General features: G+C 71.0%; 19 protein-coding genes. 17 read left to right on the top strand and 2 right to left on the bottom strand.

The genetic code is table 11. The features are described 5' to 3' along the window. Positions 1-153: 153 nt before the first annotated feature. The 8 genes from iolC to K4G64_RS05245 all read left to right on the top strand — a co-directional run bounded on the left by iolC (position 154) and on the right by K4G64_RS05245 (position 11,518). Positions 154-1,131, top strand: a complete 978-nt coding sequence (gene iolC / locus K4G64_RS05280) for a 5-dehydro-2-deoxygluconokinase (RefSeq protein WP_221754844.1) — start codon at positions 154-156, stop codon at positions 1,129-1,131. A gap of 65 nt (positions 1,132-1,196) precedes the next feature. Further along, entirely contained in the window at positions 1,197-2,075 is an 879-nt protein-coding gene (locus K4G64_RS05275) for a deoxyribose-phosphate aldolase (RefSeq protein ID WP_221754843.1), read from the top strand. A 13-nt stretch (positions 2,076-2,088) separates the two neighbouring features. Beyond that, positions 2,089-2,982 carry a 5-deoxy-glucuronate isomerase gene (gene iolB, locus K4G64_RS05270; protein ID WP_221754842.1) on the top strand — a complete coding sequence of 298 codons (894 nt, stop codon included), beginning with the start codon at positions 2,089-2,091 and terminating at the stop codon, positions 2,980-2,982. Further along, positions 2,979-4,850, top strand: coding sequence for a 3D-(3,5/4)-trihydroxycyclohexane-1,2-dione acylhydrolase (decyclizing) (iolD, locus tag K4G64_RS05265; protein ID WP_221754841.1), 1,872 nt, complete (start codon positions 2,979-2,981; stop codon positions 4,848-4,850). Before iolB ends, iolD begins: the two co-directional genes overlap by 4 nt. Positions 4,851-4,892: 42 nt before the next feature. Further along, on the top strand, positions 4,893-6,386 hold the full coding sequence (locus K4G64_RS05260) for a CoA-acylating methylmalonate-semialdehyde dehydrogenase (RefSeq protein ID WP_221754840.1): 1,494 nt from the start codon (positions 4,893-4,895) through the stop codon (positions 6,384-6,386). 19 nt (positions 6,387-6,405) lie between these two features. After that, the gene (locus K4G64_RS05255; RefSeq protein ID WP_221754839.1) at positions 6,406-7,191 is read left to right on the top strand and encodes a GntR family transcriptional regulator; all 786 of its coding nucleotides are present in this window, start codon (positions 6,406-6,408) and stop codon (positions 7,189-7,191) included. Positions 7,192-7,276: 85 nt separating this feature from the next. Next, entirely contained in the window at positions 7,277-8,377 is a 1,101-nt protein-coding gene (galE, locus tag K4G64_RS05250) for a UDP-glucose 4-epimerase GalE (protein ID WP_221754838.1), read from the top strand. Between the two features lie 6 nt (positions 8,378-8,383). Continuing rightward, on the top strand, positions 8,384-11,518 hold the full coding sequence (locus K4G64_RS05245; RefSeq protein ID WP_221754837.1) for a bifunctional diguanylate cyclase/phosphodiesterase: 3,135 nt from the start codon (positions 8,384-8,386) through the stop codon (positions 11,516-11,518). A gap of 55 nt (positions 11,519-11,573) precedes the next feature. On the opposite strand, the gene K4G64_RS05240 is transcribed toward K4G64_RS05245, so the two are convergent. Next, the gene (locus K4G64_RS05240) at positions 11,574-13,388 is read right to left on the bottom strand and encodes a glycoside hydrolase family 15 protein (RefSeq protein WP_221754836.1); all 1,815 of its coding nucleotides are present in this window, start codon (positions 13,386-13,388) and stop codon (positions 11,574-11,576) included. 156 nt (positions 13,389-13,544) lie between these two features. Here K4G64_RS05240 and K4G64_RS05235 point away from each other — a divergent pair, with 156 nt between their 5' ends. The 9 genes from K4G64_RS05235 (at position 13,545) to K4G64_RS05195 (ending at position 23,390) form a co-directional block, all read left to right on the top strand. Then, on the top strand, positions 13,545-14,315 hold the full coding sequence (locus tag K4G64_RS05235; RefSeq protein ID WP_221754835.1) for a glycosyltransferase family 2 protein: 771 nt from the start codon (positions 13,545-13,547) through the stop codon (positions 14,313-14,315). A 311-nt stretch (positions 14,316-14,626) separates the two neighbouring features. After that, complete coding sequence (locus K4G64_RS05230) at positions 14,627-16,255, top strand: glycosyltransferase (RefSeq protein WP_221754834.1); 1,629 nt, start codon at positions 14,627-14,629, stop codon at positions 16,253-16,255. Continuing rightward, positions 16,255-16,635: a hypothetical protein gene (locus tag K4G64_RS05225; protein ID WP_221754833.1), complete on the top strand. Its 381-nt coding sequence runs from the start codon at positions 16,255-16,257 to the stop codon at positions 16,633-16,635. Before K4G64_RS05230 ends, K4G64_RS05225 begins: the two co-directional genes overlap by 1 nt. 84 nt (positions 16,636-16,719) lie before the next feature. Next, the gene (locus tag K4G64_RS05220; protein WP_221754832.1) at positions 16,720-18,111 is read left to right on the top strand and encodes a lipopolysaccharide biosynthesis protein; all 1,392 of its coding nucleotides are present in this window, start codon (positions 16,720-16,722) and stop codon (positions 18,109-18,111) included. A gap of 4 nt (positions 18,112-18,115) precedes the next feature. Continuing rightward, entirely contained in the window at positions 18,116-19,240 is a 1,125-nt protein-coding gene (locus K4G64_RS05215; protein ID WP_221754831.1) for a glycosyltransferase family 2 protein, read from the top strand. 3 nt (positions 19,241-19,243) lie between these two features. After that, positions 19,244-20,356 (top strand): GNAT family N-acetyltransferase, encoded by a 1,113-nt coding sequence (locus tag K4G64_RS05210; RefSeq protein ID WP_221754830.1) that lies wholly within the window; start codon positions 19,244-19,246, stop codon positions 20,354-20,356. A 41-nt stretch (positions 20,357-20,397) separates the two neighbouring features. Continuing rightward, on the top strand, positions 20,398-21,174 hold the full coding sequence (locus K4G64_RS05205; protein WP_374206363.1) for a polysaccharide deacetylase family protein: 777 nt from the start codon (positions 20,398-20,400) through the stop codon (positions 21,172-21,174). A gap of 30 nt (positions 21,175-21,204) precedes the next feature. Continuing rightward, positions 21,205-22,563, top strand: coding sequence for a xylan 1,4-beta-xylosidase (locus K4G64_RS05200; RefSeq protein WP_221754828.1), 1,359 nt, complete (start codon positions 21,205-21,207; stop codon positions 22,561-22,563). 83 nt (positions 22,564-22,646) lie between these two features. Continuing rightward, on the top strand, positions 22,647-23,390 hold the full coding sequence (locus K4G64_RS05195; protein WP_221754827.1) for a TetR/AcrR family transcriptional regulator: 744 nt from the start codon (positions 22,647-22,649) through the stop codon (positions 23,388-23,390). Here the strand turns inward: K4G64_RS05195 and K4G64_RS05190 are convergent. Continuing rightward, a partial coding sequence (locus K4G64_RS05190; RefSeq protein ID WP_221754826.1) for a DUF427 domain-containing protein occupies positions 23,356-24,164 on the bottom strand: 809 nt, incomplete at its 5' end. The two genes, K4G64_RS05195 and K4G64_RS05190, sit on opposite strands and share 35 nt — an antisense overlap.

Raw genomic sequence — 24,164 nt, 5'->3', positions numbered from 1 at the left:
CATTTCACGAGCAGGTCCGAATGTAAGTACAAACTATTGACAGCGCCGCCCTCCGAGACCTACACCTGGGAGGCGGCAGGTCCGTGGATGCACGCCCCCACCGTGGCAGGGGGCCACGGGACCCGCATCCCCAGCTTCCCGAGGAGGTCGCGCATGGCCGAGCCAGCCCAGTATTTCGATGTGATCACGATGGGCCGCATCGGGGTCGACCTCTACCCCCTGCAGACCGGCGTCCCCCTGGAGAGAGTGGAGACGTTCGGGAAATTCCTGGGAGGTTCGGCGGCCAATGTGGCGGTCGCCGCGGCCCGCCTGGGACGCCGTACGGCGGTGATCACACGCACCGGCGACGACCCCTTCGGCACCTACCTGCACCAGGAGCTGAAGGGCTTCGGCGTCGACGACCGCTGGGTCACCCCGGTCGGCGCCCACCCGACGCCGGTCACGTTCTGCGAGATCTTCCCACCGGACGACTTCCCGCTGTACTTCTACCGCCGTCCCAAGGCGCCGGACCTGGAGATCCACACCGACGAGCTGGACTTCTTCGCCATCCGCGGGGCCCGGATCTTCTGGATCACCGGGACCGGCCTGAGCCAGGAGCCGAGCCGCTCCGCCACACTCGCCGCCCTCAAGGCCCGCGACAAGTCCGGCACCACCGTCTTCGACCTCGACTGGCGCCCGATGTTCTGGCGCGACCCCGAGGAGGCCCGCCCGTATTACCGCGAGGCCCTGCGGCACGCCACGGTCGCGGTCGGCAACCTGGAGGAGTGCGAGATCGCCACCGGCGTACGTGAGCCGCAGGCCTGCGCGGATGCGCTGCTGGAGGCCGGCGTGGAGCTGGCCGTCGTCAAGCAGGGCCCCAAGGGCGTCCTCGCCGTGCACCGCGACGGCACTCGGGCCGAGGTCCCACCCGTGCCGGTCGAGGTGGTCAACGGCCTGGGCGCGGGTGACGCCTTCGGCGGCTCGCTCTGCCACGGTCTGCTCGCCGGCTGGGACCTGGAGCGGACCATGCGCCACGCCAACGCCGCCGGCGCCCTCGTCGCCTCGCGCCTCGCCTGCTCCTCCGCGATGCCCACCGAGTCCGAGGTCGCGGACCTCCTCGCCGGAGTGCCGTCGCCGAGTACGGGTCACTGATGCCGTCGCCGGGCACGAGCCATTGATGCCGTCGCCGAGCACGAGCCACTGAAACGGAGCCTTCCTTGAACATCGGCATCCCCGACCTCACCACGGTCAGAGCCCGCCGCCCCGAGGCGGTCGCGGAAGCGGCCGCCCGCCGGGTGCGCCGCCCGCTGATCGGCGACAGCGGCCGGCTGATGATCGTGGCCGCCGACCACCCGGCGCGCGGCGCCCTCGGGGTCGGCGACCGGTGCCTGGCCATGGCCGACCGCGCGGACCTGCTCGAGCGGCTGTGCACCGCGCTGTCGCGGCCCGGCGTCGACGGGGTGCTCGCCACCGCCGACATCCTGGAGGACCTGCTCCTGCTCGGGGTGCTGGAGAACAAGGTCGTCATGGGCTCGATGAACCGCGGGGGCCTGGCCGGCGCCTCCTTCGAGATGGACGACCGCTTCACCGGCCACCGCGCCGAGGACATCGCCCGGCTCCGCTTCGACGCGGGCAAGCTCCTGGTCCGCATCGACTACGACGACCCGGGCTCGCTGACCACGCTGGAGTCCACCGCGCGGGCGATCGACGCCATGGCGGCCCGCAGGCTCCCCCTCTTCGTCGAGCCGTTCATCTCCCGGCGGGTCGACGGCAGGGTCGTCAACGACCTGTCCGCCGAGGCCGTCACCCGGTCCGTCGCCATAGCCTCCGGGCTCGGCGGCACCTCCGCCTACACCTGGCTGAAGCTGCCCGTCACCGACGACCCGGACGACATGGCCGAGGTGCTGGGGACCTCCACCCTGCCGGTCGTGCTGCTCGGCGGCGAGGTGGGCGAGGACCAGGAGGGCACCTACGAACGCTGGCGCAAGGCCCTGCGGCTGCCCACCGTCCAGGGCATGGTCGTCGGGCGGTCGCTGCTCTACCCGGCCGGGGGCAGCGTGGAAGAAGCCGTGGACACGGCCGTCGGTCTGCTGTGATCCGGAGGAATCAATGACGTACCACCTTCCCGCCGGCAAGGCCCTCGGCGGCCCCTACGCCGTCGACGTCACGCCCGAGAAGGCCGGCTGGGGCCACTCCAGTCTGCGGGTCCTGGAACTGCCGCCCGGCGGCGCGCACTCCTTCGACACCGGTGACAGCGAGTGGATCGTCGTCCCACTGAGCGGCGGCTGCACGGTCGCCGCGGCGGACGACTTCGGCCAGGAGACGTTCGAGCTCCAGGGCCGCGCCGACGTGTTCAGCGGCGTCAGCGACTTCGCGTACGTGCCGCGCGAGGCCCGCGCGACCGTGACGTCGACCGGCGGCGGCCGGTTCGCGCTGACCGGCGCGCGCTGCACCCGCCGGCTGCCCCCGCGCTACGGCCCCGCGTCCGAGGTGCCCGTGGAGCTGCGGGGCACCGGCACCTGCTCCCGGCAGGTCAACAACTTCGGCGCTGCCGGGGTCTTCGAGTGCGACAAGCTCATCGCGGTCGAGGTGATCACGCCGGGCGGCAACTGGTCGTCGTTCCCGCCGCACAAGCACGACGAGCACCGGCCCGGCGAGGAGTCCGTGCTGGAGGAGATCTACTACTTCGAGTTCGCCGGCCACGACGGGATCCCTGGCCTCGGCTACCAGCGCGTCTCCCCGTCCGGCCCGGGCCGGGACACCGACGTGCTCGCGGAGGTACGCGACGGCGACGTCGTCCTCATCCCGGACGGCTGGCACGGGCCCTCGATGGCCACCCCCGGCCACCACATGTACTACCTCAACGTCATGGCGGGCCCGGAGGCCGAGCGCGCCTGGCTGATCTGCGACCACCCCGACCACGCCTGGGTCCGCGACACCTGGCCCGACCAGCCGGTCGATCCCCGGCTCCCCCTCTACACCGCCCCGGAGACCTCCGTATGAGCGCCCCCACCCGCAGACTGACGACCGCCCAGGCGCTGGTCCGGTTCCTGTCCGCCCAGTACACCGAGCGCGACGGCGTGCGCCGCCGGCTGATCGCGGGGACCTGGGGCATCTTCGGCCATGGCAACGTTGCCGGGGTCGGCCAGGCGCTGGTCGAGTACGCCGATGTGATGCCCTACCACCAGGGCCGCAACGAGCAGTCCATGGTGCACGCGGCCGTCGGCTACGCCCGGCAGCTCAACCGCCTGTCCGCGCAGGCGGTGACGACCTCTATCGGCCCGGGCGCCACCAACCTGGTCACCGGCGCCGCCCTGGCGACGATCAACCGGCTGCCGGTCCTGCTCCTGCCTGGCGACTACTTCGCCTCGCACGCCCCCGACCCGCTGCTCCAGCAGCTGGAGCACCCCGTCGAGGCCGACGTTTCGGTCAACGACACCCTGCGGCCGGTGTCGAGGTACTTCGACCGGATCACCCGCCCCGAGGCGCTGATCCCCTCGGCGCTCCAGGCGATGCGGGTGCTCGCCGACCCGGCCGAGACCGGCGCCGTCACCCTCGCCCTGCCGCAGGACGTGCAGGCGGAGGCGTACGACTGGCCGGAGGAGTTCTTCGCCGAGCGGGTCTGGTGCGTACGGCGTCCCGCGCCGGACCCGGTGGAACTGGCGGCCGCCGTCGAGGCGATCAGGTCGGCCGAGCGGCCGCTGATCGTGGCGGGCGGCGGCGTGCACCACAGCGAGGCCGAGCAGGCGCTGAAGGCGTTCGCTTCGGCCACCGGCATCCCGGTCGCCTCCACCCAGGCCGGCAAGGGCTCGCTCCGCCACGACCACCCCGCCGACCTCGGCGGCATCGGCCACACCGGCACCGCGGTCAGTGACGAACTGGCCCGCACCGCCGACCTGGTGATCGGCGTCGGCACCCGCTACACCGACTTCACCACCGCCTCCGGAACGCTCTTCCGGCACCCGGGCGTGCGGTTCCTGAACCTCAACATCACCGCCTTCGACGCCCACAAGCTGGCCGCGCGGACGCTGGTGTGCGACGCCCGGTCCGGCCTGGAGAAGCTGGCCGGGGAGCTGGCCGGACACCGCGTGCCGGAGGCCTACGAGGCCGAGTACCGCGCCGGCAAGGAGCGCTGGGTCGAGGTCGTCGAGGCCGCCTACCGGGCCGACGACGACAGCGCGGTCCCGACCCAGACGCAGGTGCTCGGCGCGCTGGACGCGGCCGTCGGCGACGACGACGTGGTGATCAACGCGGCCGGTTCGCTCCCCGGCGACCTGCACAAGCTGTGGCGCTCCCGCAGCCCGCGCCAGTACCACCTGGAGTACGGCTACTCCTGCATGGGCTACGAGATCCCGGCCGGCATCGGCGTCCAGCAGGCCGCCCCGGGCACCCCGGTCTGGGCGCTGGTCGGCGACGGCACCTACCTGATGATGCCGACGGAGATCGTCACCGCCGTCCAGGAGGGCCTGCCCCTCAACATCGTCCTGATCCAGAACCACGGATACGCCTCCATCGGCGGCCTGTCGGAGGAGACCGGCGGCGAGCGGTTCGGCACCGCCTACCGCTTCCGGGCCGCCGACGGCACCTTCACCGGCGCCCCGCTGCCCGTCGACCTCGCCGCCAACGCGGCCAGCCTCGGCATGGACGTGCTGCGCGCCAAGACCGTCCGCGAGCTGCGCGAGGCGCTGGCCGCGGCGCGTGCCTCGGACCGGCCGACGTGTGTGTACGTCGAGACCGACCCGGCCCCGACCGCTCCCCCGGCCGAGGCCTGGTGGGACGTGCCGGTGGCGGAGACCGCCTCCCGCGACGCGGCCGTCGAGGCCCGCGAGCGCTACGACCGCCAGGTCGCGGACCGCCGCCACCACCTCTGAACTCCCCTGAACTCGAGCTCCACGAAAGGCCACCCCCGCACCATGAAGACCATCACCCACTGGATCGACGGCAAGCCCGTCGAGGGCGGCTCCGGCCGGTTCGGCCCCGTCTACAACCCGGCGACCGGCGCCCAGGAAAAGCAGGTCGCGTTCGCCTCCGTCGACGAGGTCGACGCCGCGGTCGCCTCCGCCAGGGCCGCCTTCGAGAGCTGGGGTGAGTCCTCCCTGGCCAAGCGCACGGCGATCCTGTTCAAGTACCGCGAGCTGCTCGACGCCCACCGCGACGAGATCGCCGAGCTGATCACCGCCGAGCACGGCAAGGTGCACTCCGACGCGCTCGGCGAGGTCGCGCGCGGCATGGAGATCGTGGAGCTGGCGTGCGGGATCTCCGTCCAGCTCAAGGGCGAGCTGTCCACCCAGGTCTCCCACCGGGTCGACGTCGCCTCGATCCGCCAGCCGCTGGGCGTGGTCGCCGGCATCACGCCGTTCAACTTCCCGGCGATGGTGCCGATGTGGATGTTCCCGCTGGCGATCGCCTGCGGCAACACCTTCGTGCTGAAGCCGTCGGAGAAGGACCCGTCGGCGTCCCTCCGGCTGGCCGAGCTGGCCACCGAGGCGGGGTTGCCGGAGGGTGTCCTGAACATCGTGCAGGGCGACAAGACGGCTGTGGACCGTCTCCTGGAGCACCCGGACATCGAGGCGGTGTCCTTCGTGGGCTCGACGCCGATCGCCAAGTACATCCAGTTGAAGGCCGTCGAGCACGGCAAGCGGGTGCAGGCCCTCGGCGGAGCCAAGAACCACATGCTGGTCCTGCCCGACGCCGATCTGGAACTCGCCGCCGACCAGGCGATCAACGCCGCGTACGGCTCGGCCGGTGAGCGTTGCATGGCCGTGTCGGTGGTCGTGGCCGTCGGTGACATCGGCGACGAACTGGTCGGCAAGATCGCGGAGCGGGCCAGGAACCTGAAGATCGGCCCCGGGAACGACCCGGCCTCGGAGATGGGCCCGCTGATCACGCGCGAGCACCGCGACAAGGTGGCGTCGTACGTGGCCTCGGCCGCCGAGCAGGGCGCGGAGGTCGTGGTCGACGGCACCGGCTTGACGGTGGAGGGCCACGAGGACGGCTTCTTCCTCGGTGTCTCCCTGCTGGACCGGGTGCCGCTGACGGCGGACGCGTACCGTGACGAGATCTTCGGCCCGGTGCTGGCGGTCGTCCGTGCGGAGACCTACGAGGAGGCCATCCGGCTGATCAACTCCTCGCGCTGGGGCAACGGCACCGCGATCTTCACCCGGGACGGCGGCGCGGCCCGCCGCTTCCAGCTGGAGGTCAAGGCCGGCATGGTCGGCGTCAACGTGCCGATCCCGGTGCCCGTCGGCTACCACTCCTTCGGCGGCTGGAAGGACTCGCTCTTCGGCGACCTGCACATCTACGGCAACGACGGCATCGCCTTCTACACGCAGGGCAAGGTCATCACCACCCGCTGGCCGGACCCGTCCGACGGCGGCATCAACCTCGGCTTCCCGAGCAACTCCTGACACCTATAGGGGGTCATCCATGGCGAAGACCGGTGACCGGGCCCGCACCACGGCGGCCTCCGCGCTCGGCTCGCTGGACTTCGCCCTGGACCGGGGCAGCCCCGTGCCGCTCTACCACCAGCTCGCGCAGCAGCTGGAGGCGGCGATCGCGCACGGGGCCCTCGCCCCGGGGAACCTCCTGGGCAACGAGGTCGACCTGTCCGTGCGCCTCGGCCTGTCCCGCCCCACCGTCCGCCAGGCCATCCAGTCCCTCGTGGACAAGGGACTGCTGGTCCGGCGGCGCGGGGTGGGAACGCAGGTGGTGCACAGCCGGGTCAGGCGCCCGCTGGAACTGAGCAGCCTCTACGACGACCTGGAGGCGGCGGGGCAGGCGCCGACCACCGAGGTCGTGCGGGGCGAAGTCGTTCCGGCCTCCTGCGAGGTGGCCGCCGCTCTCGGCGTGCCGGAGGGCGGCGAGGTGACCGTCCTGGACCGGCTGCGCCGCACCCACGGCCGGCCGATGGCCCTGCTCCGCAACCACCTGCCGGTGTCCCTGCCGGCCCTGGACGGCGCGCGCCTGGAGTCGACCGGCCTGTACCGCATGATGCGCTCGGCGGGTATCACCCTGCACAGCGCCCGCCAGACGATCGGCGCCCGAGCGGCCACCGCTGAGGAGGCGGCACGCCTGGACGAGCGGGAGGGGGCGGCGCTGCTGACGATGCAGCGCACGGCGTACGACGACACGGGGCGCCCGGTCGAGTACGGAACGCACATCTACCGGGCCTCGCTCTACACCTTCGACTTCCAGTTGCTCGTGCGGCCTTGACCGGGCTCGGGGATCGGGTACAGAGTCGTACATATACACCGTAAACATACGGTACTCGACCGCCACCCGACGCGGGAGTCCAGGCATGGCCCGCAGGAACCAGTTGCCGACCGCTCGAGGAGCCGGACCCTCATGGGCTCCTTCTACCGTCCTTGTCACCGGCGGGGCCGGTTTCATCGGCAGCCACACCTGCGTGGAGCTGCTGGACCACGGCTACGAGGTGATCGTGGTCGACGACTACTCCAACAGCACACCCCAGGTGTTCGCCCGGGTGGAACGGATCGCCGGCCGCTTCGTCGGCGCCGTGTACGAGCTGGACATCCGTGATCGGCACGCCCTCTCGGCCGTCTTCGACCGACACTCCGTGGACGCCGTTGTGCACTTCGCCGCGCACAAGGCCGGGGGCCTGTCGACACGGATGCCCGTCGCGTACTACGACACCAACGTCGGCGGGACCACGGCCCTGCTGCGGACCATGCAGGAACACGAGGTGTACCGGCTGGTCTACCCCTCCTCCTGCTGGATCTACGGCGACGCCGGCGGCGGTCCCCTCGACGAGACGACGCCCGCCCGACCGGGGACGCCCTACGCGTCCTCGAAGTGGATCTGCGAGCAGATCCTCGCGGACGTGTGCCGCCGCCACCCCGAGTTCACCGTGCTGTGCCTGCGCTACCCGGTCCCCGCGGGGGCCCACCCGAGCGGGCTCCTCGGCGAGGACCCGCGCCACACGCCCGAGAACCTGCTGCCGTACCTCGCGCAGGTGGCGGTCGGCCGGCGCGAGATGCTCCCCGTCCACGGCGACGACTACCCGACCCGCGACGGCACCGGGATCCGGGACTACCTGCACGTCATGGACGCCGTCGAGGCACACCGCGTCGCGCTGGACCACCTGGCCGACACGCCGGGCATGCAGGTGTACAACCTGGGCGGGGGCGCGGGCAGTTCGGTCCTCGACGTCATCGACACGTTCTCCCGGGCCTGCGGCAAGCCCATCCCGTACGACGTCGGGCCGCGCCGCCGCGGGGACGTCGCCGAGCTGGTCGCCGACGCGTCGGCCGTGGAGCGCGCATGGGGCTGGCGCCCCACCAGGGATCTCGCCGACGTGTGCCGGGACGCCTGGCGCTTTCAGCGGCTCAATCCGCACGGTTACGTCGAGACCGCGCGGCGGCCCGAGGCGAAGGAGTAGGCCGCCATGCGGTCCCCGCCGACCGGCAGAGGCGTCCTGGGCCGGCAACTGCCGGTCCTTCACGTCTGCCTGGTCGCGCTCCTCACCGTGGCCTACGTGGCCGTTCCGGTCCTGCGTACGCCGTCATGGGCCCTCATCGGACTGGCCGGGGTCGCAGCCGTCCTGGCCGGGACCCGGATCCACCACCCCCCTCGTGCCCGCCCGTGGCTGCTGCTCGCCGCCGGCCTGCTGGTCCTCACCGCGGGCGGCACCCTCGCCCGGGCCCAGGAGGCGTACGTCTCCGAGCCGGTCCCGTTCCCGTCCCCGGCGGACGCCTGGCACCTCGCCGTGTACCCGCTGCTCGCCCTGGGCCTGTCGGGTCTGCTGCGCTACCGCTGGACGGGCCGGGACCTGCCGGGCCTGCTCGACGCCCTGGTCATCACCGGCGGGCTCGTGCTGCCGGTGTGGGTCTACGTGGTGCAGCCGCTGGCCCGGCAGGAGGGGCTGACCTGGCAGCAGCGTGCGATCAGCGTCGCCTGTCCGCTCGGGGACGTCCTGGTGCTGGCCCTGCTGGTCCGGCTGCTCGCGCGCTGCCCCTCCCCCGGCACGAACCGGGCTGCCCAACTGCTCGTCCTGGGCACGCTCGCCCTCCTCGGCTTCGACATCGCCCAGGGCGTCCTCCGGCTCAACGGCGCCTGGCAGACGGGGGCGCTTCTGGCCTTCGGCGGCATCGTGTTCTGCACTGCGTGGGGTCTGGCCGCGCTGCATCCCTCGATGGCGCGGCTGAACGCCCCCGACTCGCCGCCCCAGTCGCTGCTGCCACCCCGGCGCCGGCTGCTGCTGCTCGCCGCAGCGACCCTGATCCCGCCCGCGATCCTCGTCCAGGAGGAGAGTCTGGGCCTGGCCTTCGACGCGACCGTACTGGCCGCGTTCTCCGGGGTGCTGTTCCTGCTGGTGATCCTCCGGCTCACCCTGATGGTCGTCGCGCACCGTCGGGCCATGACCAGGGAACTGGCGCTGCGCACCGCGGCCGCGTCCCTGGTCGGGGCGTTCTGGCCGGCGGAGATAGAGCGGGCCTGCGACGACGCGGTGACCGAGCTGTTCGGACCGCAGGGCCGTCATGCGACTCTGGTGCTGCCGGCCGCGGAGGCACAGGACCTGTACGCGCGCCTGGCGCGCTGCCCGGCCTGGGCCAGCGGCACGCGGACGGGACCGGCCGAGGTGGCCGGTCGCCGCACCGTCCTTGTCCCGGTCGCCGCGCTCGGACCCGAGATCGCCGCCCAGCTCGGCGACCTGCCGACCGCGCTGCTCTGCCCCATGGTCCAGCCCGCCCGGCCGGCCGGAGGCGAGCTGCCGGGCGCGCTGCTGGCGGCCGGTTCCGAGCGTCAGCTCACGGAGATGCGCGGCTCCCTGGAGTTGCTCGCCTCGCACGCGGGGCTCGCCACGGAACGCATCGCGCTGCGGCGGGAGGTCATCCGACAGGAGAGCGAAGCGTACTTCCGGACTCTGGTGCACAACGCCTCGGACGTCATCCTCATCGTCGACGACGACACCACCGTCCGCTACGCCAGCCCGTCCGCACGGACCGTATTCGGCGCCGACCTCACCGGGACCCCGCTGCCCGGTCTGGTCGATTCCCGGGACCGGGACCGGGTCGTCGGGACCCTGGACACCCTGCGCGGCGATGAGCGACAGGAGGCGCACGACTACTGGCGGGTCAGCCGCGAGACGGCCCGCATCGAGGTGGAGGTGCGCTGCCGCGACCTGCGGCAGGACCCGACGGTGGGCGGCCTCGTCGTCACGTTGCGGGACGTCACCGAGCAGCGGCAGCTGGAGCACGAACTCACCCAGCGAGCCTTCCACGACGCCCTGACCGGCCTGCCCAACCGCGCACTGCTGCTGGAGCGGACGGAGCGTGCGCTGCGCAGGGGCCACCGGGAGTCCACGACCACCTGTCTGCTCTTCATCGACCTGGACGACTTCAAGATCGTCAACGACACGCTCGGCCACGCGGTCGGCGACCGGCTGCTGTGCGCAGTCGCCGAGCGCCTGTCCGGGACCCTGCGGCGCACCGACACCGCCGCCCGGCTCGGCGGTGACGAGTTCGCCGTGCTGGTGGAGGACGCGGAGCAGCCGACCGACGCCGAGGTGCTCGCCGCGCACGTGGTCCGCACCCTCAGCCGGCCCTTCCACCTCGCGGTGGAGTCGGTGAGCGTCTCGGCCAGCGTGGGCGTGGCCACGGCCCGGGACAGCACCGACGCCGGGGAACTGCTAGCCCTCGCCGACCTGGCCCTCTACGCGGCCAAGTCCTCCGGCAAGCGCACCTGGCGCCGCTTCAGGCCCCAGCAGCGGGTTCGGGTGGTGGAACGCCACGACCTGCGCGTACGGCTGGACCACGTCGTCAGCAAGGAGGAATTCGGCCTGCTCTACCAGCCGGTGGTGGGCATCGACAGCGGCGACATCGTGGGCTTCGAGGCTCTGGCCCGCTGGCCGGAGCTCGAGACCGATCCGGTTCCGCCGGGTCAGTTCATCCCGCTCGCCGAGGAGACCGGGCACATCTCGACACTGGGAGCCTGGGTGCTGCGCAAGGCGACGGCCGACATGGCCCGGCTCCAGCACCGCACGCCCCGGGGCGCTCCGCCCTATCTCAGCGTCAACGTGTCGGCCCGGCAGTGGCGGGACACGGGTTTCCTGGACGAGGTGTGCACCGCTCTGGACACCACGGGCCTCGCCGCGGGCACCCTGCAGCTCGAGCTCACCGAGTCGGTGCTCATGCAGCGGACCCCGCAGATCGACGCGCAGATCCAGGCCCTGAAGGACCGGGGTGTGCGCATCGCGGTCGACGACTTCGGCACCGGATACTCCTCGCTGCGCTACCTGCGGGACTTCCCCATCGACGTGCTGAAGATCGACAAGTCGTTCGTCGACGGTCTCCCGGAGGACCCCCAGCAGGTTGCGCTGGTCGAGGGCATCGTGCATCTGGCCGACACACTCGGTCTCCAAGTGATCGCCGAGGGCATCGAGGCGGAGCCGCAGCGGGAACTGCTGGCGCTCGTCGGATGCCGGTACGGCCAGGGCTTCCTGTTCGCGCGTCCGCTCACGGTGCAGCAGGGCGAGGCCCTGCTGCGGGAGCGCGACGGCGTCGACCCGAGGGCCGGTTGAGAGCGACCGCGGGGAAAGCGGCAGCGGGGGGTGAGATCGACCGCGGGGCGGGATTTCAGCCCCGGCCCGCTGCTGCACCCCGGCGGTGCCACGCCGATGGCGCCGACAGGCCGAACGCCGTCTCCACCAGCGCGATGTGGCTGAACGCCTTGGGAGCGTTGCCGAGCTGGCGGCCGGTGTCCGGGTCCCACTGCTCGGCCAGCAGCCCGACGTCGTTGCGGACGGCGAGGACCCGTTCGAAGGCCTCCCGGGCCTGCTGCCGGTGCCCGGTTGCGGCGAGGGCGTCGGCGTACCACAGGGAGCAGGAGACGAACGTGCCCTCGCCGCCGTCCGCGGCCTCGGGCCGGGTGTCGTCCGGCGCGTACCGGCGGAGGAACCCGCCGTGCCCGAGACGGCCCAGGGCCCGCACGGTCCCGCGCACCCGTTCGTCGTGGGCGGGCAGGAACCCGACCCGGGGGATGAGCAGTGACGAGGCGTCCAGGCCGGGTGCGCCGTAGGACTGCACGAAGGTGCGCCGGGCGGTGTCCCAGCCCTCCCGGCAGACCTGCCGGTGCACCTCCTCGCGCATGGCCTGCCATTCGCCGGAGGAGCCGTTGCGTCCGAGCAGCTCGCCCATGCGCAGGGCGCGGTCGGCTGCCACCCACGTCATGACCTTGGAGTGCACGAACTGCCGGCGTGTCCCGTCCGCCTGCCACAGCCCCTGGTCCGGTTCGCGCCAGTGCCGCAGCAGAAACCCCATGAGTGACTCGACCAGCTCCCACACATGGGCGGGCATCGGGATCCCGGCGCGCAGTGACAGCCAGAGGGTGTCCATGACCTCGCCGTAGACGTCCAGCTGGAAGGTGCTCACCGCCGAGGTGCCGAACCGCACGGGTTGGGAGCCCTCGTAGCCGGGCAGCCAGGGTGCCTCGGTCTCCGGCAGCAGCCGCTGCCCCTTCACGCCGTAGACGGTCTGGAGGTCTGCGGGGTCGCCGGCGACGGCCCGGACCAGCCAGTCGAGCCAGGCCGTGGCCTCGTCGCGGTAACCGCTGCGCAGCAGGCAGGACAGGGTCCGGGTGGAGTCGCGCAGCCAGCAGAAGCGGTAGTCCCAGTTGTTCCGGCCGCCGATACGGCCGGGCAGGGAGGTGGTGGGGGCGGCGACGATGGCGCCCGTGGGGGCGTAGGTGAGGGCTTTGAGGGTGATCAGGGAACGCACCACGGCGTCGCGCCACGGCCCTTGGTAGCGGCACCGGGCGGCCCAGCGCCGCCAGAAGTCGGCCGTCTCCTTCAGGGCGGTCTCCGCCGGGACGGACATGAGCGAAGGGGCCGCGGACCGGTACGAGGGCGTCCACCCCAGGGTGAGGTCCAGCCGGCGCCCGGCCGTCACGGTGAAGTCCCAGACGGTGGCGTCCTCGTCGCCCCGGTCGCGGACATGGCCGTCGCAGCCGAGCCAGACGGCGTCCGGGCCGGCGACGGCGACGGTGCAGTGGCCGACGTCCCGGACCCAGGGCACGACGCGGCCCTGGTGGAAGCGCAGGCGCAGTTCGCTGCGCAGGTCCACCGTGCCGGACAGGCCCTCGACCAGGCGGACGATGCACGGCACGTCGGCGCGCGGCGGCATGAGGTCCGTGACCCGCACCGATCCGGTGGGTGTCTCCCAGACGGAGTCGAGGACCAGGGTGTCGGCCCGGTAGGAGCGGCGGGTGCACCGGCCTCCGGAGCGGGGGGCGAGTCGCCAGCGTCCGTTGTCCTCGGTGCCCAGCAGGGCCGCCAGACAGGCCGGGGAGTCGAAACGGGGCAGACACAGCCAGTCGACCGACCCGTCCCGGCCGACCATGGCGGCCGTCTCCAGATCGCTGATGAGCGCGTAATCCTCGATGGGTGCATTCATGATCGGGACTACGCCGTGTGCACTTCGCCGCTTTTCACATTACGCCGTTTGAACCGGCACTGCCCTTGACCTCGGGAGCAAATCGGGCAAGATGTACGTATACACCGTAAATATATGGCGTCTCCCCAAGGCGTCACACGCGGAGATACCGGCATCATGAACCACACGCACCAGCTTTCCGAGCTCCCCACCTCCTCCCACGCCAACGGCGCCGTACACCCCATGCGCCGGGCCGGAGACCGTCCCCCGCCCCGGGCCACCGTGAGTCTGGTCGTCCCGGCCCGGAACGAGGCCCGGAACATCCCCTGGGTCTTCGAGCAGATCCCGGACTGTGTCGACGAGGTCATCCTGGTCGACGGGGATTCCGTCGACGCCACGGTGCACATGGCCACCCGGTGCCTGCCGACCGTCCGTCATGTCGAGCAGAGCGGCCCGGGCAAGGGGAACGCCCTGCGCACCGGCTTCCTCGCGGCGACCGGCGACCACATCGTGATGATGGACGCCGACGGCAGCATGCTTCCGGGGGAGATCCCGCACTACCTGCACTTCCTCGACAACGGCTTCGACTTCGTCAAAGGCTCGCGTTTCATCGCGGGCGGCGGCTCCCTGGACATCACCCGCATCCGGCGGCTCGGCAACCAGGTGCTGCTGACCGCCGTCAACCACCTCTACGACGCGAAGCTGACCGACCTCTGCTACGGGTTCTGTGCCTTCCGCCGCGACTTCCTGGACGATCTCGACCTGCACTCATCGGGGTTCGAGATCGAGACCGAGATGATCGCCCATGCGCTGCGCTCGGGGCTGCGCATCGCCGAGGTCCCCAGCCTTGAACTGCCCCGCCGCAGCGGGCGTTCCAACCTCCATGCCGTCTCCGACGGCCGCCGGGTGCTGCGTACGCTGCTCTCGGAGCGTCCGGGCGTTCGGTGAGTGACGTGTCGTCGTCGACGAAGGGCTGGAGCCGACCGCGCACGGCGGGCCACGAGGCGAACCGTGCGCGCCACCCCGCCGGTGCGGCAAGCACGCCGGCGAAATCATCCGCGATCGCCACCTCTCCGTCCGGTGGCGGGGGAGGGCCCCCGCCACCGGACGACACACCGCACGGCCCGTCTCCGGCGGCGTCCGCATCCCGCCGTTCCCGAGTGCGCCGGATCGGCCCTGGCGCCGGCGCAGCACTCTTCGTACTGCCCGCATCGATCGCCCTGTGGTTGCTGTCGCTCCGCAGCGTAGATCTCGACGACATGGGAGACCTCGGGCTGCTGAACGCGCTGCCCGTACTGTTCTGGGTCGCCATCGCTCTGCTCGTGCTCGGCTTCTGCGTCGCGGCGGCCGACCGACGTACTCCGCACGGCTGTTACGCCCTGTACGTGTTGACCCTCATCGCGATCCTCCACGCGACGCCACCACTGCTGTACCAGGAACTGCGGTACTCGTGGGCCTGGAAACACGTGGCGGTCGTCGACGCGATGCTCCGTCACAACGGCGACGTGCCGAATGCCGGTGGCTTCGACATCTACAACCAGTGGCCAGGGTTCTTCCAGTTCAACGCGCTGATCGTCAGAGCCACCGGGCTGGAGTCCGCCCTGGGGTATGCGGTGTGGGCTCAGGTCACAGCCAACGTGCTGATACTCGTCCCGCTCCTGATGATCTACCGTTCGGTCACCACCGACCGGCGACTGATCTGGGGCGCCGCCTTCATCTACTACTCGTGTTCATGGGTGGGGCAGGACTACTTCGCACCCCAGGCCTTCACCTTCCTCCTCTTCACGAGTGTGATCGCCCTCGTCGTGCGACAGCTTCCCTCGTCGCGGCTGCCCAGAGCGGGCACGTCCCGTGGCTCCTGGCCGCCCGGTCGCCTGATTCTGGTGCTGGTGATCGAAGCAGCGATCGTCTCGTCTCACCAGCTCACTCCCTTGATGCTGATCAGCGCGCTGCTGCTACTCTCTCTTCCCCGACGCAACCGCAAGGTGACCCTGCCCGCCCTGGCCGGCGCTGTCGCACTCACGGTGGTCTGGGACACCACCGTGGCCAGGCGGTACGTCGCAGAGAACCTCCAGAGCTTCGTCGGCGCCCTGACCCAGCCCGAGACCAACATCTGGTCCGGTCTCAGCAGGCTTTCCGACGCCGCTCCGAGCCAGATCATGGTGTCGTGGATCGACCGCGGTCTGTCGGGAGGCGTCTTCCTGCTCGCCGCCCTGGCCTTCCTCGCGCACAAGTGGACTCGGCACACTCCACTGCCCCTGCTCGTGCTCTTCCCCCTCCCCTTGGTGGTGGTCAACGCCTACGGCGGGGAAATGGTGTTCCGGGCCTACATGTTCGCCCTGCCGGCGGCGGCCTTCCTGGTGGCCACGCTGTTGTTGTCTCCCAAACGGCACGTGCTGATGAGAACGGCCGTCCTCTACGTCGCCCTGCTGGCCATGATCGGGAGCTTGCTGTTCGGCTACTACAGCAAGGAGTCGATGAACCGCTTCTCCGCAGGGGAAGTCGCGGCCACGCGGTACATGACGACTCGGACCCCGCCCGACTCGCTGATCGTCTCGGTCACCTTCGCCGCTCCCGGCCTGGAGATGCATTACGACCGTCATGAACGTGCGGAGATCACGGAGGAGGGCCTCGAGGCGAAGCGTCTGCTGGCGAAGGATCCCCTGGCAGGCCTCGAACCCATCCTCGGCAGGGCGGAGGACGGACCGGCCTACGTGCTCCTCAATCGCGCCCAGTACGCGGACGTGCACCTCAATGGAGAGATGCCTCCCGGCTTCATGGACCGGCTCGCATCCGACCTGGCCGAGTCCCCCTCGTTCACTCCGGTGTTCCGTCACGCGGACGCGGTCGTGTACCGGTTCGACCCTCCGATGGAAAGGAGCCGCTGATGACCTGGGTGCGCTGGGCGGTCGCGGTGTCCGGATGGGTGGCTGTCGCCGCGACCATGCTGCCGCAGGGTTCACCGCTGCGCGGGGCAGTCACCGCCTTCTTCCTTCTCGTCTGCCCGGGGCTGGCCGCCACCCTGCTCTGGGCCCGCCCGACGCTCTCCCGCGGGGCCGGTCCCGCGCACCTGCTGGAGAGTGCGCTGCTCACCGGGGCCGTGAGCCTTGCCCTCACGGCGTTGGCCGCTGAAGCGCTGTATCTGAGCAACGTCTTCACCGTCACACGGGCCCTGCTTGTCCTCGCGGTCCTCTGCTCCGCGCTCGTGCTGGCAGATGCCGTCCGCGACCGCGCCCCCGGCCACACTGCCCGTCGGCTAGAGGACTGAGGAGCAACTGTGCGCGCGCCCTTCGCAGCCCCGCCGTCCCGGACGCCGGAATCAGAGCCTTCCCGCAAGCCTTCGGAGCGCTCCATGGGCGCCCTGGCGCGAGCCAGGCTCGCCTCCGTCATGCCCCGCGAGCCGCTGTTGCGCAATGGACACCTTCTCGCCCTCAGCTCGCTGGTGAACGCGGCACTGGGCGCCGTCTTCTGGGTGTGTGCCACGCAGTGGTACGACGACCGGACCGTGGGGCTCAACTACGCCACCGTCTCGGCCGCCACACTTCTGTCCACCATCGGTCAGCTGAACCTGTCCGACTTCCTGGTGCGATTCGTACCCGCCGCCGGACGGCACACCCGCAAGCTGGTGCTCTCGTGCTATGCGGCCAGCATCGTCTGCAGTGTGCTGGTGGCGGTGGGGTTCCTGCTGCTCGTGCCCCGGCTCGCCCCCAACCTGGACTTTCTGCTGCACCCCCTGACCGCCGTGTTCTTCGTGGCCTACACCGCGGGTTACGCCATCTTCGCCCTGCAGGACGGTGCCCTCACCGGAGTGCGACGGCCCGGCTGGGTGGTGACGGAGAACGTGATCTTCGCCGTGGTGAAGATCATGCTGCTGGCCGTGGGAGCCGCGCTCACTCTCTTCGCCGGGATTCTGATCTCCTGGGCAGGTGCCCTGCTGGTGGCACTGCTGGTGGCCAACGTCTTCCTGCTGCGCCGTGCCGTGCCACGCCACGAGCAGGAGAGGCCCCGGACGACCCGCCCGCCCCGCCTCATCGGATACGCGACTGCCGACTACGTCGGCTCCCTGTTCCGCATGGCCGCATACAGCTTGCCCCCCCTGCTGGTCCTGAACACGCTGGGTCCCGCCCAGAGCGCCCACTACTCACTCGCGTGGATCGTCGGCTACGTCCCCTACCTGCTGGCCACCAACATGGGCAGCTCCATGATGGTGGAAGCGGCACACGCCCCGGGCCGACTCCCGGAACACGCCTTCCGGGTGCTCCGGCACTCGGCCCTGATGATGGCCGCGGGAGCGTTGGTGATCATCGTCATCGCTCCGTCACTGCTCTCGTTCTTCGGCCCGGAGTACGCCGAGGACGGCACCACACTGCTGCGGCTGCTGGCTCTGTCGGCGCTGCCGAATCTCGTGGTCAGCCTTGCCGTCGACGTCGCGCGCATGCGCCGACGGCTGCGTCAGGTGGTCGGACTGCAGCTGGTCTCGTGCGTCCTGGTGCTGGGCCTGGCCGAGCTGCTGCTCCCGGTGCTCGGGCTGGCCGGCGGCGGTCTCGCCTGGCTCGTGGCCCAGACCCTGCTCGCCCTGTACCTCCTGATCCGGCGGTCACGCTGGCTGCCCAGGACACCGGAGGACCCTGCTGTGGATGCGCCCCCGAACCCGCAGCCCGTGACCCGACCCGCCGATGCAGGCCGCCCGGGCACGGACGATTCCGGCCCGACGGCGCCCCGCCGGGCCCCGCACAAGGAGTGAGAACATGGCCCCGCCGAACATCTCCGTGGTGATCTGCGTGTACACCGAGGAGCGCTGGGTGGACATCCTCGCCGCCGTCGACTCGGTACGAGGTCAGACCTGGCCGGCCCTCGAGGTACTGCTGGTCGTCGACCACAACCCCACGCTGCTGCAACGTCTCGACGCCGAGTACCGTCAGCACGACGGACCCGGCCCACCGGTACGGGTGTGCGCAAACGCCGGCCCCCAGGGACTGTCGGCGGGCCGCAACACGGGGATCGCCGCGTCTCGGGGCTCGGTGATCGCGTTCCTCGACGACGACGCCGTGGCCGAACCGGACTGGCTGCGCCACATGGCATCGGCGTATGAAGATCCCCGGGTCATGGGGGTCGGCGGCCGCACACTCCCGGCATGGGCCTCCGGGCACCGTCCCGCATGGTTCCCCGCCGAGTTCGACTGGGTCGTCGGATGCGCCTACGAGGGGTTGCCCACCGGACGCACGCCCGTGCGCAACGTGCTGGGCGGCAACTCCTCGTTCCGCCGCACGGTCTTCGACGAGGCAGGCGGATTCGCCGTCGGCATCGGCCGTGACGGTGACAAGCACCCACTGGGTTGCGAGGAGACCGAACTGTGCATCCGGCTGAGCCGGACCCTGCCGGGTGCGGTGTTGCTGCTCGATGACCGCGCGGTCATCCACCACAAGGTTCCGGCCGCCCGGGAACGATTCGGATACTTCCGCCGCCGCACCTACGCAGAGGGACTGTCGAAGGCCCGGGTCACCCGTCACGTGGGCGTCGGCAAGGGACTGGAGTCCGAGCGCCGTTACACCACGCGCGTGCTGCCCGCAGGGGTCGCCCGTGGGGTGCGCGATGCCCTGCTGGGGCGCCGCGGCGGTGCGGGGCGTGCCGGGGCGATCGTGACCGGGGTGCTGACCGCGGCCGCGGGTTATGTGGTCGGCAGCTTCCATGCCCACCGGGCGGGTGCGCCGTCCTGGGTCGTGGAAGGGCTGGAAGCCGCGCCACGGCCACCCGGGCACACCCCGTCCGAGCCATCCGCGCCAGACCAGCAGCACACCGAGGACCGGGGGCTCTTCTCTCCGGCCCTGCGGTCCCTCGGCGACGGCCACCGCGCACAGAGAACGAGGACATGAATCATGGATATCAACGTGTACCGGCCCGCACAGCTGAGCGACGCCGACCGGACCGTCTGGACCGCCATACAAGCGGAAGCACCGCGTCATGGCTCGTCCCAGATGGCCAACCCCTTCCTGTCGCCCGAGTTTGCCGAGGCGGTCGGTCGCCAACGGCGCGACGTGCGGGTCGCCGTGCTGCGCGAAGACGGCCCACAGGGCGAGCCGATGGCCTTCTTCCCCTACCAGCGCACGGCGACCGGGGTGGGCCGCGCGGTCGGCCTCGGCCTTTCCGACTGCCAGGGCCTTGTGCACCGGCCCGGTTTCCGTTGGGACGCGCGTGAGTTGCTGTCGGCCTGCGGCCTCGCCATCTGGGAGTTCGACCATCTCGCCGCGGGACAGCAGCCGTTCCAGCCGTCGGTGACCGGTACGTTCGCCTCCCCGGTGATCGACGTGGCGGACGGCTGGGACTCCTATGTCGCCCGCATGCGGGAGCGGTCGGCGAGGGGCACCCGTGTCAGGCTGGCCCTGGAGCGCAAACTGGCCCGGGCGGCGGGGGAAGTGCGCTATGTGCACGACGAACGAGATCCCGCGATGCTGCGCATGCTCATGGACTGGAAGTCGGCGCAGTACCGCAGGACGGGCCGCAGCGACCGGTTCTCCCACCCGTGGATCATCGCGCTGGTGGAACACCTCTTCCACACACGCACCGAGTCGCTGAAGGGACTTCTGTCCGTGCTCTACGCGGGCGGCCGCCCGGTCGCCGCGCACTTCGGGCCTCAGTCGCGGCACGTCCTGGCGTGCTGGTTCCCCGCCTATGACCCGGCCTTCGCCAAGTTCTCACCCGGCATGGCGCTGCACCTGCGCATGGCGCACGGGGCCGCTGACGACGGCCTCTCCTACCTCGACCTCGGACGTGGTCAGAAGGAGCACAAGGACATTCTCAAGACGCGTGAGCTGTTCGTGTCGGAGGGATGGGTCACCCGGCGCCATCCGGTCGCCCTCGCCTATCAGGCGCGGCGTGCGCCGGCGCGGGCACTGCGCAACACCGTCGTCTCACGTCCCGAGTTGCGAAGGCCCGCCGATCGGCTGCTGAAGAGCGTGGGGAGGGTCCGGGCATGGAAGACCGCCTCGTAGCACCGCGGCGCATCGCAGCCGCCCGCCCCGTCCCTATCCTCATGTACCACGCGGTCACACCCACGCCGGCTCCGGCGGTGCGCGGCCTGTCCGTCGCGCCGCAGGCGTTCGCCGATCAGATGCGGCTGCTCACGGAGCGAGGATTCACGCCCGTGACCACGGCACGGCTGGCTTCCGCTTGGCGCGGGGGTCCACCGCTGCCGCACCGGCCCGTTCTGATCACCTTCGACGACGGGTACCAAGGAGTGCACCGTCATGCCCTGCCCGTGCTACGCGCCTACGGCTTCACGGCGACGGTTTTCGTCACCACCGGTTGGCTCCCGGGCCGGCACGAGATCCATGGTGCGGCGCTGGACACCATGCTGAGCTGGGACGAAGTGCGTGAACTGGCCGAGCAGGGCGCGGAGATCGGCGGGCACAGCCACAGCCACCCCCAACTGGATCAGCTGCCGGACCGCGAGATGCGCTACGAGGTGGAGAGCTGCGAGGAGATGATCGCCGAGCAACTCGGCCGCTCCCCGACCTCCTTCGCCTACCCGTACGGCTACTCCGACCGGCACGTGCGCCAGGTGGTGAGAGCGGCCGGATTCACCCAGTCCGTGGCGGTGGGCAACGACCTCGCCGGCCCGCGCCAGGGCCCCTTCGCGCTGCGGCGGTTGACCGTGCGGCGCCGCACGGGTCTGGAGGAGTTCGCACGGCTGGTGGAGGGGCGGGCCATCGGGCGTACGTTCGCGGTGGACCGGACACTGACGAAGGGCTACGCACTCGTCCGCGGCTCACGCCGGCTCATGCGGAAGACGGTCGGCTCAAGGCCCTGACGTGGAGAGTGACATCGCTGAGGCGACCGTATGACGACAGCCCGAGGGCAGAGGACAAGGCGTGGTCGGTGGCGCGTCGGCACCCTGTTCACCGTGGTCATGGTCACCCTTGCGCTCGTTCTCTCGTGCCATGCCGCGCCCGGGGGCCACGACCGCCCGTCCCCTCCCCCGGCCTCCCTGGGGTGGGGCCTGACACACACCCAGTACAGCGCCGACGACGGGGAACGTGCCGCGGTGAAATCCGTACGGGACGCTCTCGCCGAGCGGTCCCTGCCGCAGAACCAGCACATCATGGGCTGGGGCGCCGACAATCCCGAGCCTTCCCCCGGCCGCTACGACTTCGCGTCGCTGGATGACCGGATCAACTTCATCCGGCGAGCCGGTGGCACACCGGTCATCACCTTGTGCTGTGCGCCCGACTGGATGAAAGGGGGCGCATCCGGCAGCACGGACTGGTCCCGCCGCTCCCTGGAGGCCGCCCCGACCCCGGAGCACTACGACGACTTCGCCGCCCTGTCCGCCACCATCGCCGAACGTTACCCGGACGTACGGCACTTCATGGTCTGGAACGAGTTCAAGGGCTTTTTCGACGAGACCAGGCAACGCTGGAACTACGAAGGTTTCACGGAGCTCTACAACCGGGTCCGCCACGCCTTGAAGAGGGTGAACGAAGAGAACCTCGTCGGCGGGCCGTATCTGAACATGGACAGCTTCGGGCCCGGCCGGAGCACGTACCCATCCTCTCTGAAGGGTTCGTGGGGCAGCGTCGACCAACGCGTACTCGACGCCTTCGACTACTGGAACACCCACAAGACCGGAGCGGACTTCGTCGTGGTCGACGGCTCCAGCTATACGCACGACGACGAGACGCTGCCGGACCGGTTCGGAGCGCTCGACAAATTCACGGCCGTCGGCCGGTGGATACGGGCGCGCACCCACCTTCCCGTGTGGTGGGCCGAGTACTACGTCGAACCGGGGGCCGACGGCGGCCGAGACCGCTGGAGCGAGCGGCTCCGCCTCGCGATGCAGGCAGCCGGCATGATCGCCATGGTCCGGGGTGGTGCTACCACTGGGTTCTACTGGAACCCACAGAAGCGGACTGGCCCGTGCGCCGGCTGCCTGTGGCGCAGTACGGACCTCACCGACGGCACGGGGGGCGAGCCACAGCCCCTGCTTGAGTTCCTTCGGCGCTTCGACAAGGAGTTTCCGCCCGGCACGAGATACCGGACGGTTGACGTGTCGCCCGCTGGGCCACCAGATGCGTGGATTCTGGCCGACGACGACGCGGTCCTCGTCGTCAACGCCCTGGAGCGACCTCTGCGGCTCGAGGTCGACGGCCGGGCCGTTCAGCTGGCCGGCCATCAGGTCATCTGGCTGAGGCGAGGGTGAACCGGCTCGAGACGACGCCTGGGAATATGGGGTTTATCCCGTACATTGACGTCACCTGCTTACCCATGAACCGGAGGCGATGCATGGCCAAAGAGGAGCGGCCCATCCCCTCACGCCGCGCCAGCGACCGCGGCCGTCTCGGCCGGCTGAGCCGGGAACGGGTGCTGGCCGCCGCCCTGGACCTGGTGGACAGTGAAGGCCTCTCGGCTCTGAGCATGCGCCGTCTGGGAGCGGAACTCGGTGTGGAGGCGATGGCGCTCTACCGGTACGCGGCGAGCAAGGACTCTCTGCTGGACGGGCTGGTCGAGGCCCTGTACCTGCAGCTGGAGGGGCGGCTGGCCGCGGAGCCCGGCGCCGGATCGGACGTCGAGGGGCCCGAGTGGCGTCACGGACTGCACAGGATGGCTCGCGCAACGTACGACGTATGCCTGGCTCACCCCCAGGTGGTTCCGCTCCTGGCAACCCGCATGATGGCCGTGCCCATGGCCCAGCGGCCCGCCGCGGTCCTGCGGGATCACGAACGGGTGCTGACCCTGCTGCGGAGTGCCGGTTTCGACGAAGCGACCGTGGCCGAGGTGTTCCGCGCGTTCACGGCGTGGCTGCTGGGCTACGTGTCCGTGGAGCTGCGCCCGATGGTGGACAACCCGGACGAGACCGATCCGGCCTTCCGTCTCGGACTGCACCGGCTGTCCGCGAAGGAGCTGCCGACGCTGCGGGAGACGGCCGCCGCGCTGGCCGAGCAGGGCGGTCCGGAGGGCCTCGCGGCCGGTCTTGACGCCCTGCTCGACAGCTTCACGCGCGGCTCCGCCTCCGCAGCATCCGGCTGAACGGCGTGTCCGGCCGCTCCAGGCGCTCACCGTCCACCGTGATGTCGACGACCTCGTTGAAGAAGGCGACGCGCCCCTGGATCACCGCCACCGCGGGCAGCGGCTCGGGGTAGGTCCACACGAGGTTGGGCGGCACGTCGGCGTCGCCGCGCCACGACCAGTAGGCGGCGGTGCCCTTGTAGGGGCATCCGGTGTGGTGGTCGGTGGCGTCGAACAGGTCGAGGCGGACGTCCTCCCGGGGGAGGTAGTACCGGGTGGGCAGGGACGTCTCGAAGAGCAGGACCGGGGCGTGGCTGTCCGCGACGACCTGCCCATCGATCTCGACCTGCACATGGCGGCTGCTCGGCAGCGCGTCGACGCGTTTGTGCGGGTCACGGGGGTGGATGAAGATCTCCTCGTCCTCCTCGTACCAGTGGTCGAGGCCCGTGTCGGTGCGCAGGAACCACTCGAAGGCGATGTGGCCGGCCAGGTCGTCGGCGGGGAACGTCCAGGCCGCGTTCTCGCGCACCTCGCCCTCGGCGTCGAGGTCGTAGAAGACCCGGGAGCCGGTGTGGGCACCCGTGCGCGGGTTCTCGGCCGGGCGGAGGAGGTCGGTGCGGACGTCCGCGCGGGGGAAGGCGTACTGCGGCACGGGCAGGTGGGGCTCCCAGACGAGCACCGGGTGCCGGCTGTCGACGACGGTGACGTCGCCCTTGCGGCCGCGCACCCAGCGGTCGCTGGGCTCCCACATGAGGCCTTCCGGGGTGGTGCGGATCGAGCGGGCGGCGGGGTGGG

Origin of the sequence: Streptomyces sp. WAC04114 (genome assembly GCF_019733245.1) — a bacterium.
Taxonomy (GTDB): domain Bacteria; phylum Actinomycetota; class Actinomycetes; order Streptomycetales; family Streptomycetaceae; genus Streptomyces; species Streptomyces massasporeus_A.
Note: the sequence above shows the minus strand (reverse complement) of the source record. Positions and strands in the feature narration are given on the sequence as shown.

Bases quoted from the DNA above. Each gene is read 5' to 3' on its own strand.
- K4G64_RS05205 (WP_374206363.1), top strand. From the start codon at position 20,398: ATGTACCACGCGGTCACACCCACGCCGGCTCCGGCGGTGCGCGGCCTG.
- K4G64_RS05230 (WP_221754834.1), top strand. From the start codon at position 14,627: ATGGGAGACCTCGGGCTGCTGAACGCGCTGCCCGTACTGTTCTGGGTC.
- K4G64_RS05235 (WP_221754835.1), top strand. From the start codon at position 13,545: ATGAACCACACGCACCAGCTTTCCGAGCTCCCCACCTCCTCCCACGCC.
- K4G64_RS05210 (WP_221754830.1), top strand. From the start codon at position 19,244: ATGGATATCAACGTGTACCGGCCCGCACAGCTGAGCGACGCCGACCGG.
- iolB (WP_221754842.1), top strand. From the start codon at position 2,089: ATGACGTACCACCTTCCCGCCGGCAAGGCCCTCGGCGGCCCCTACGCC.
- K4G64_RS05220 (WP_221754832.1), top strand. From the start codon at position 16,720: ATGGGCGCCCTGGCGCGAGCCAGGCTCGCCTCCGTCATGCCCCGCGAG.
- iolC (WP_221754844.1), top strand. From the start codon at position 154: ATGGCCGAGCCAGCCCAGTATTTCGATGTGATCACGATGGGCCGCATC.
- K4G64_RS05255 (WP_221754839.1), top strand. From the start codon at position 6,406: ATGGCGAAGACCGGTGACCGGGCCCGCACCACGGCGGCCTCCGCGCTC.
- K4G64_RS05240 (WP_221754836.1), bottom strand. From the start codon at position 13,388: ATGAATGCACCCATCGAGGATTACGCGCTCATCAGCGATCTGGAGACG.
- K4G64_RS05215 (WP_221754831.1), top strand. From the start codon at position 18,116: ATGGCCCCGCCGAACATCTCCGTGGTGATCTGCGTGTACACCGAGGAG.
- galE (WP_221754838.1), top strand. From the start codon at position 7,277: ATGGCCCGCAGGAACCAGTTGCCGACCGCTCGAGGAGCCGGACCCTCA.
- K4G64_RS05245 (WP_221754837.1), top strand. From the start codon at position 8,384: ATGCGGTCCCCGCCGACCGGCAGAGGCGTCCTGGGCCGGCAACTGCCG.
- K4G64_RS05225 (WP_221754833.1), top strand. From the start codon at position 16,255: ATGACCTGGGTGCGCTGGGCGGTCGCGGTGTCCGGATGGGTGGCTGTC.
- K4G64_RS05195 (WP_221754827.1), top strand. From the start codon at position 22,647: ATGGCCAAAGAGGAGCGGCCCATCCCCTCACGCCGCGCCAGCGACCGC.
- K4G64_RS05260 (WP_221754840.1), top strand. From the start codon at position 4,893: ATGAAGACCATCACCCACTGGATCGACGGCAAGCCCGTCGAGGGCGGC.
- iolD (WP_221754841.1), top strand. From the start codon at position 2,979: ATGAGCGCCCCCACCCGCAGACTGACGACCGCCCAGGCGCTGGTCCGG.
- K4G64_RS05200 (WP_221754828.1), top strand. From the start codon at position 21,205: ATGACGACAGCCCGAGGGCAGAGGACAAGGCGTGGTCGGTGGCGCGTC.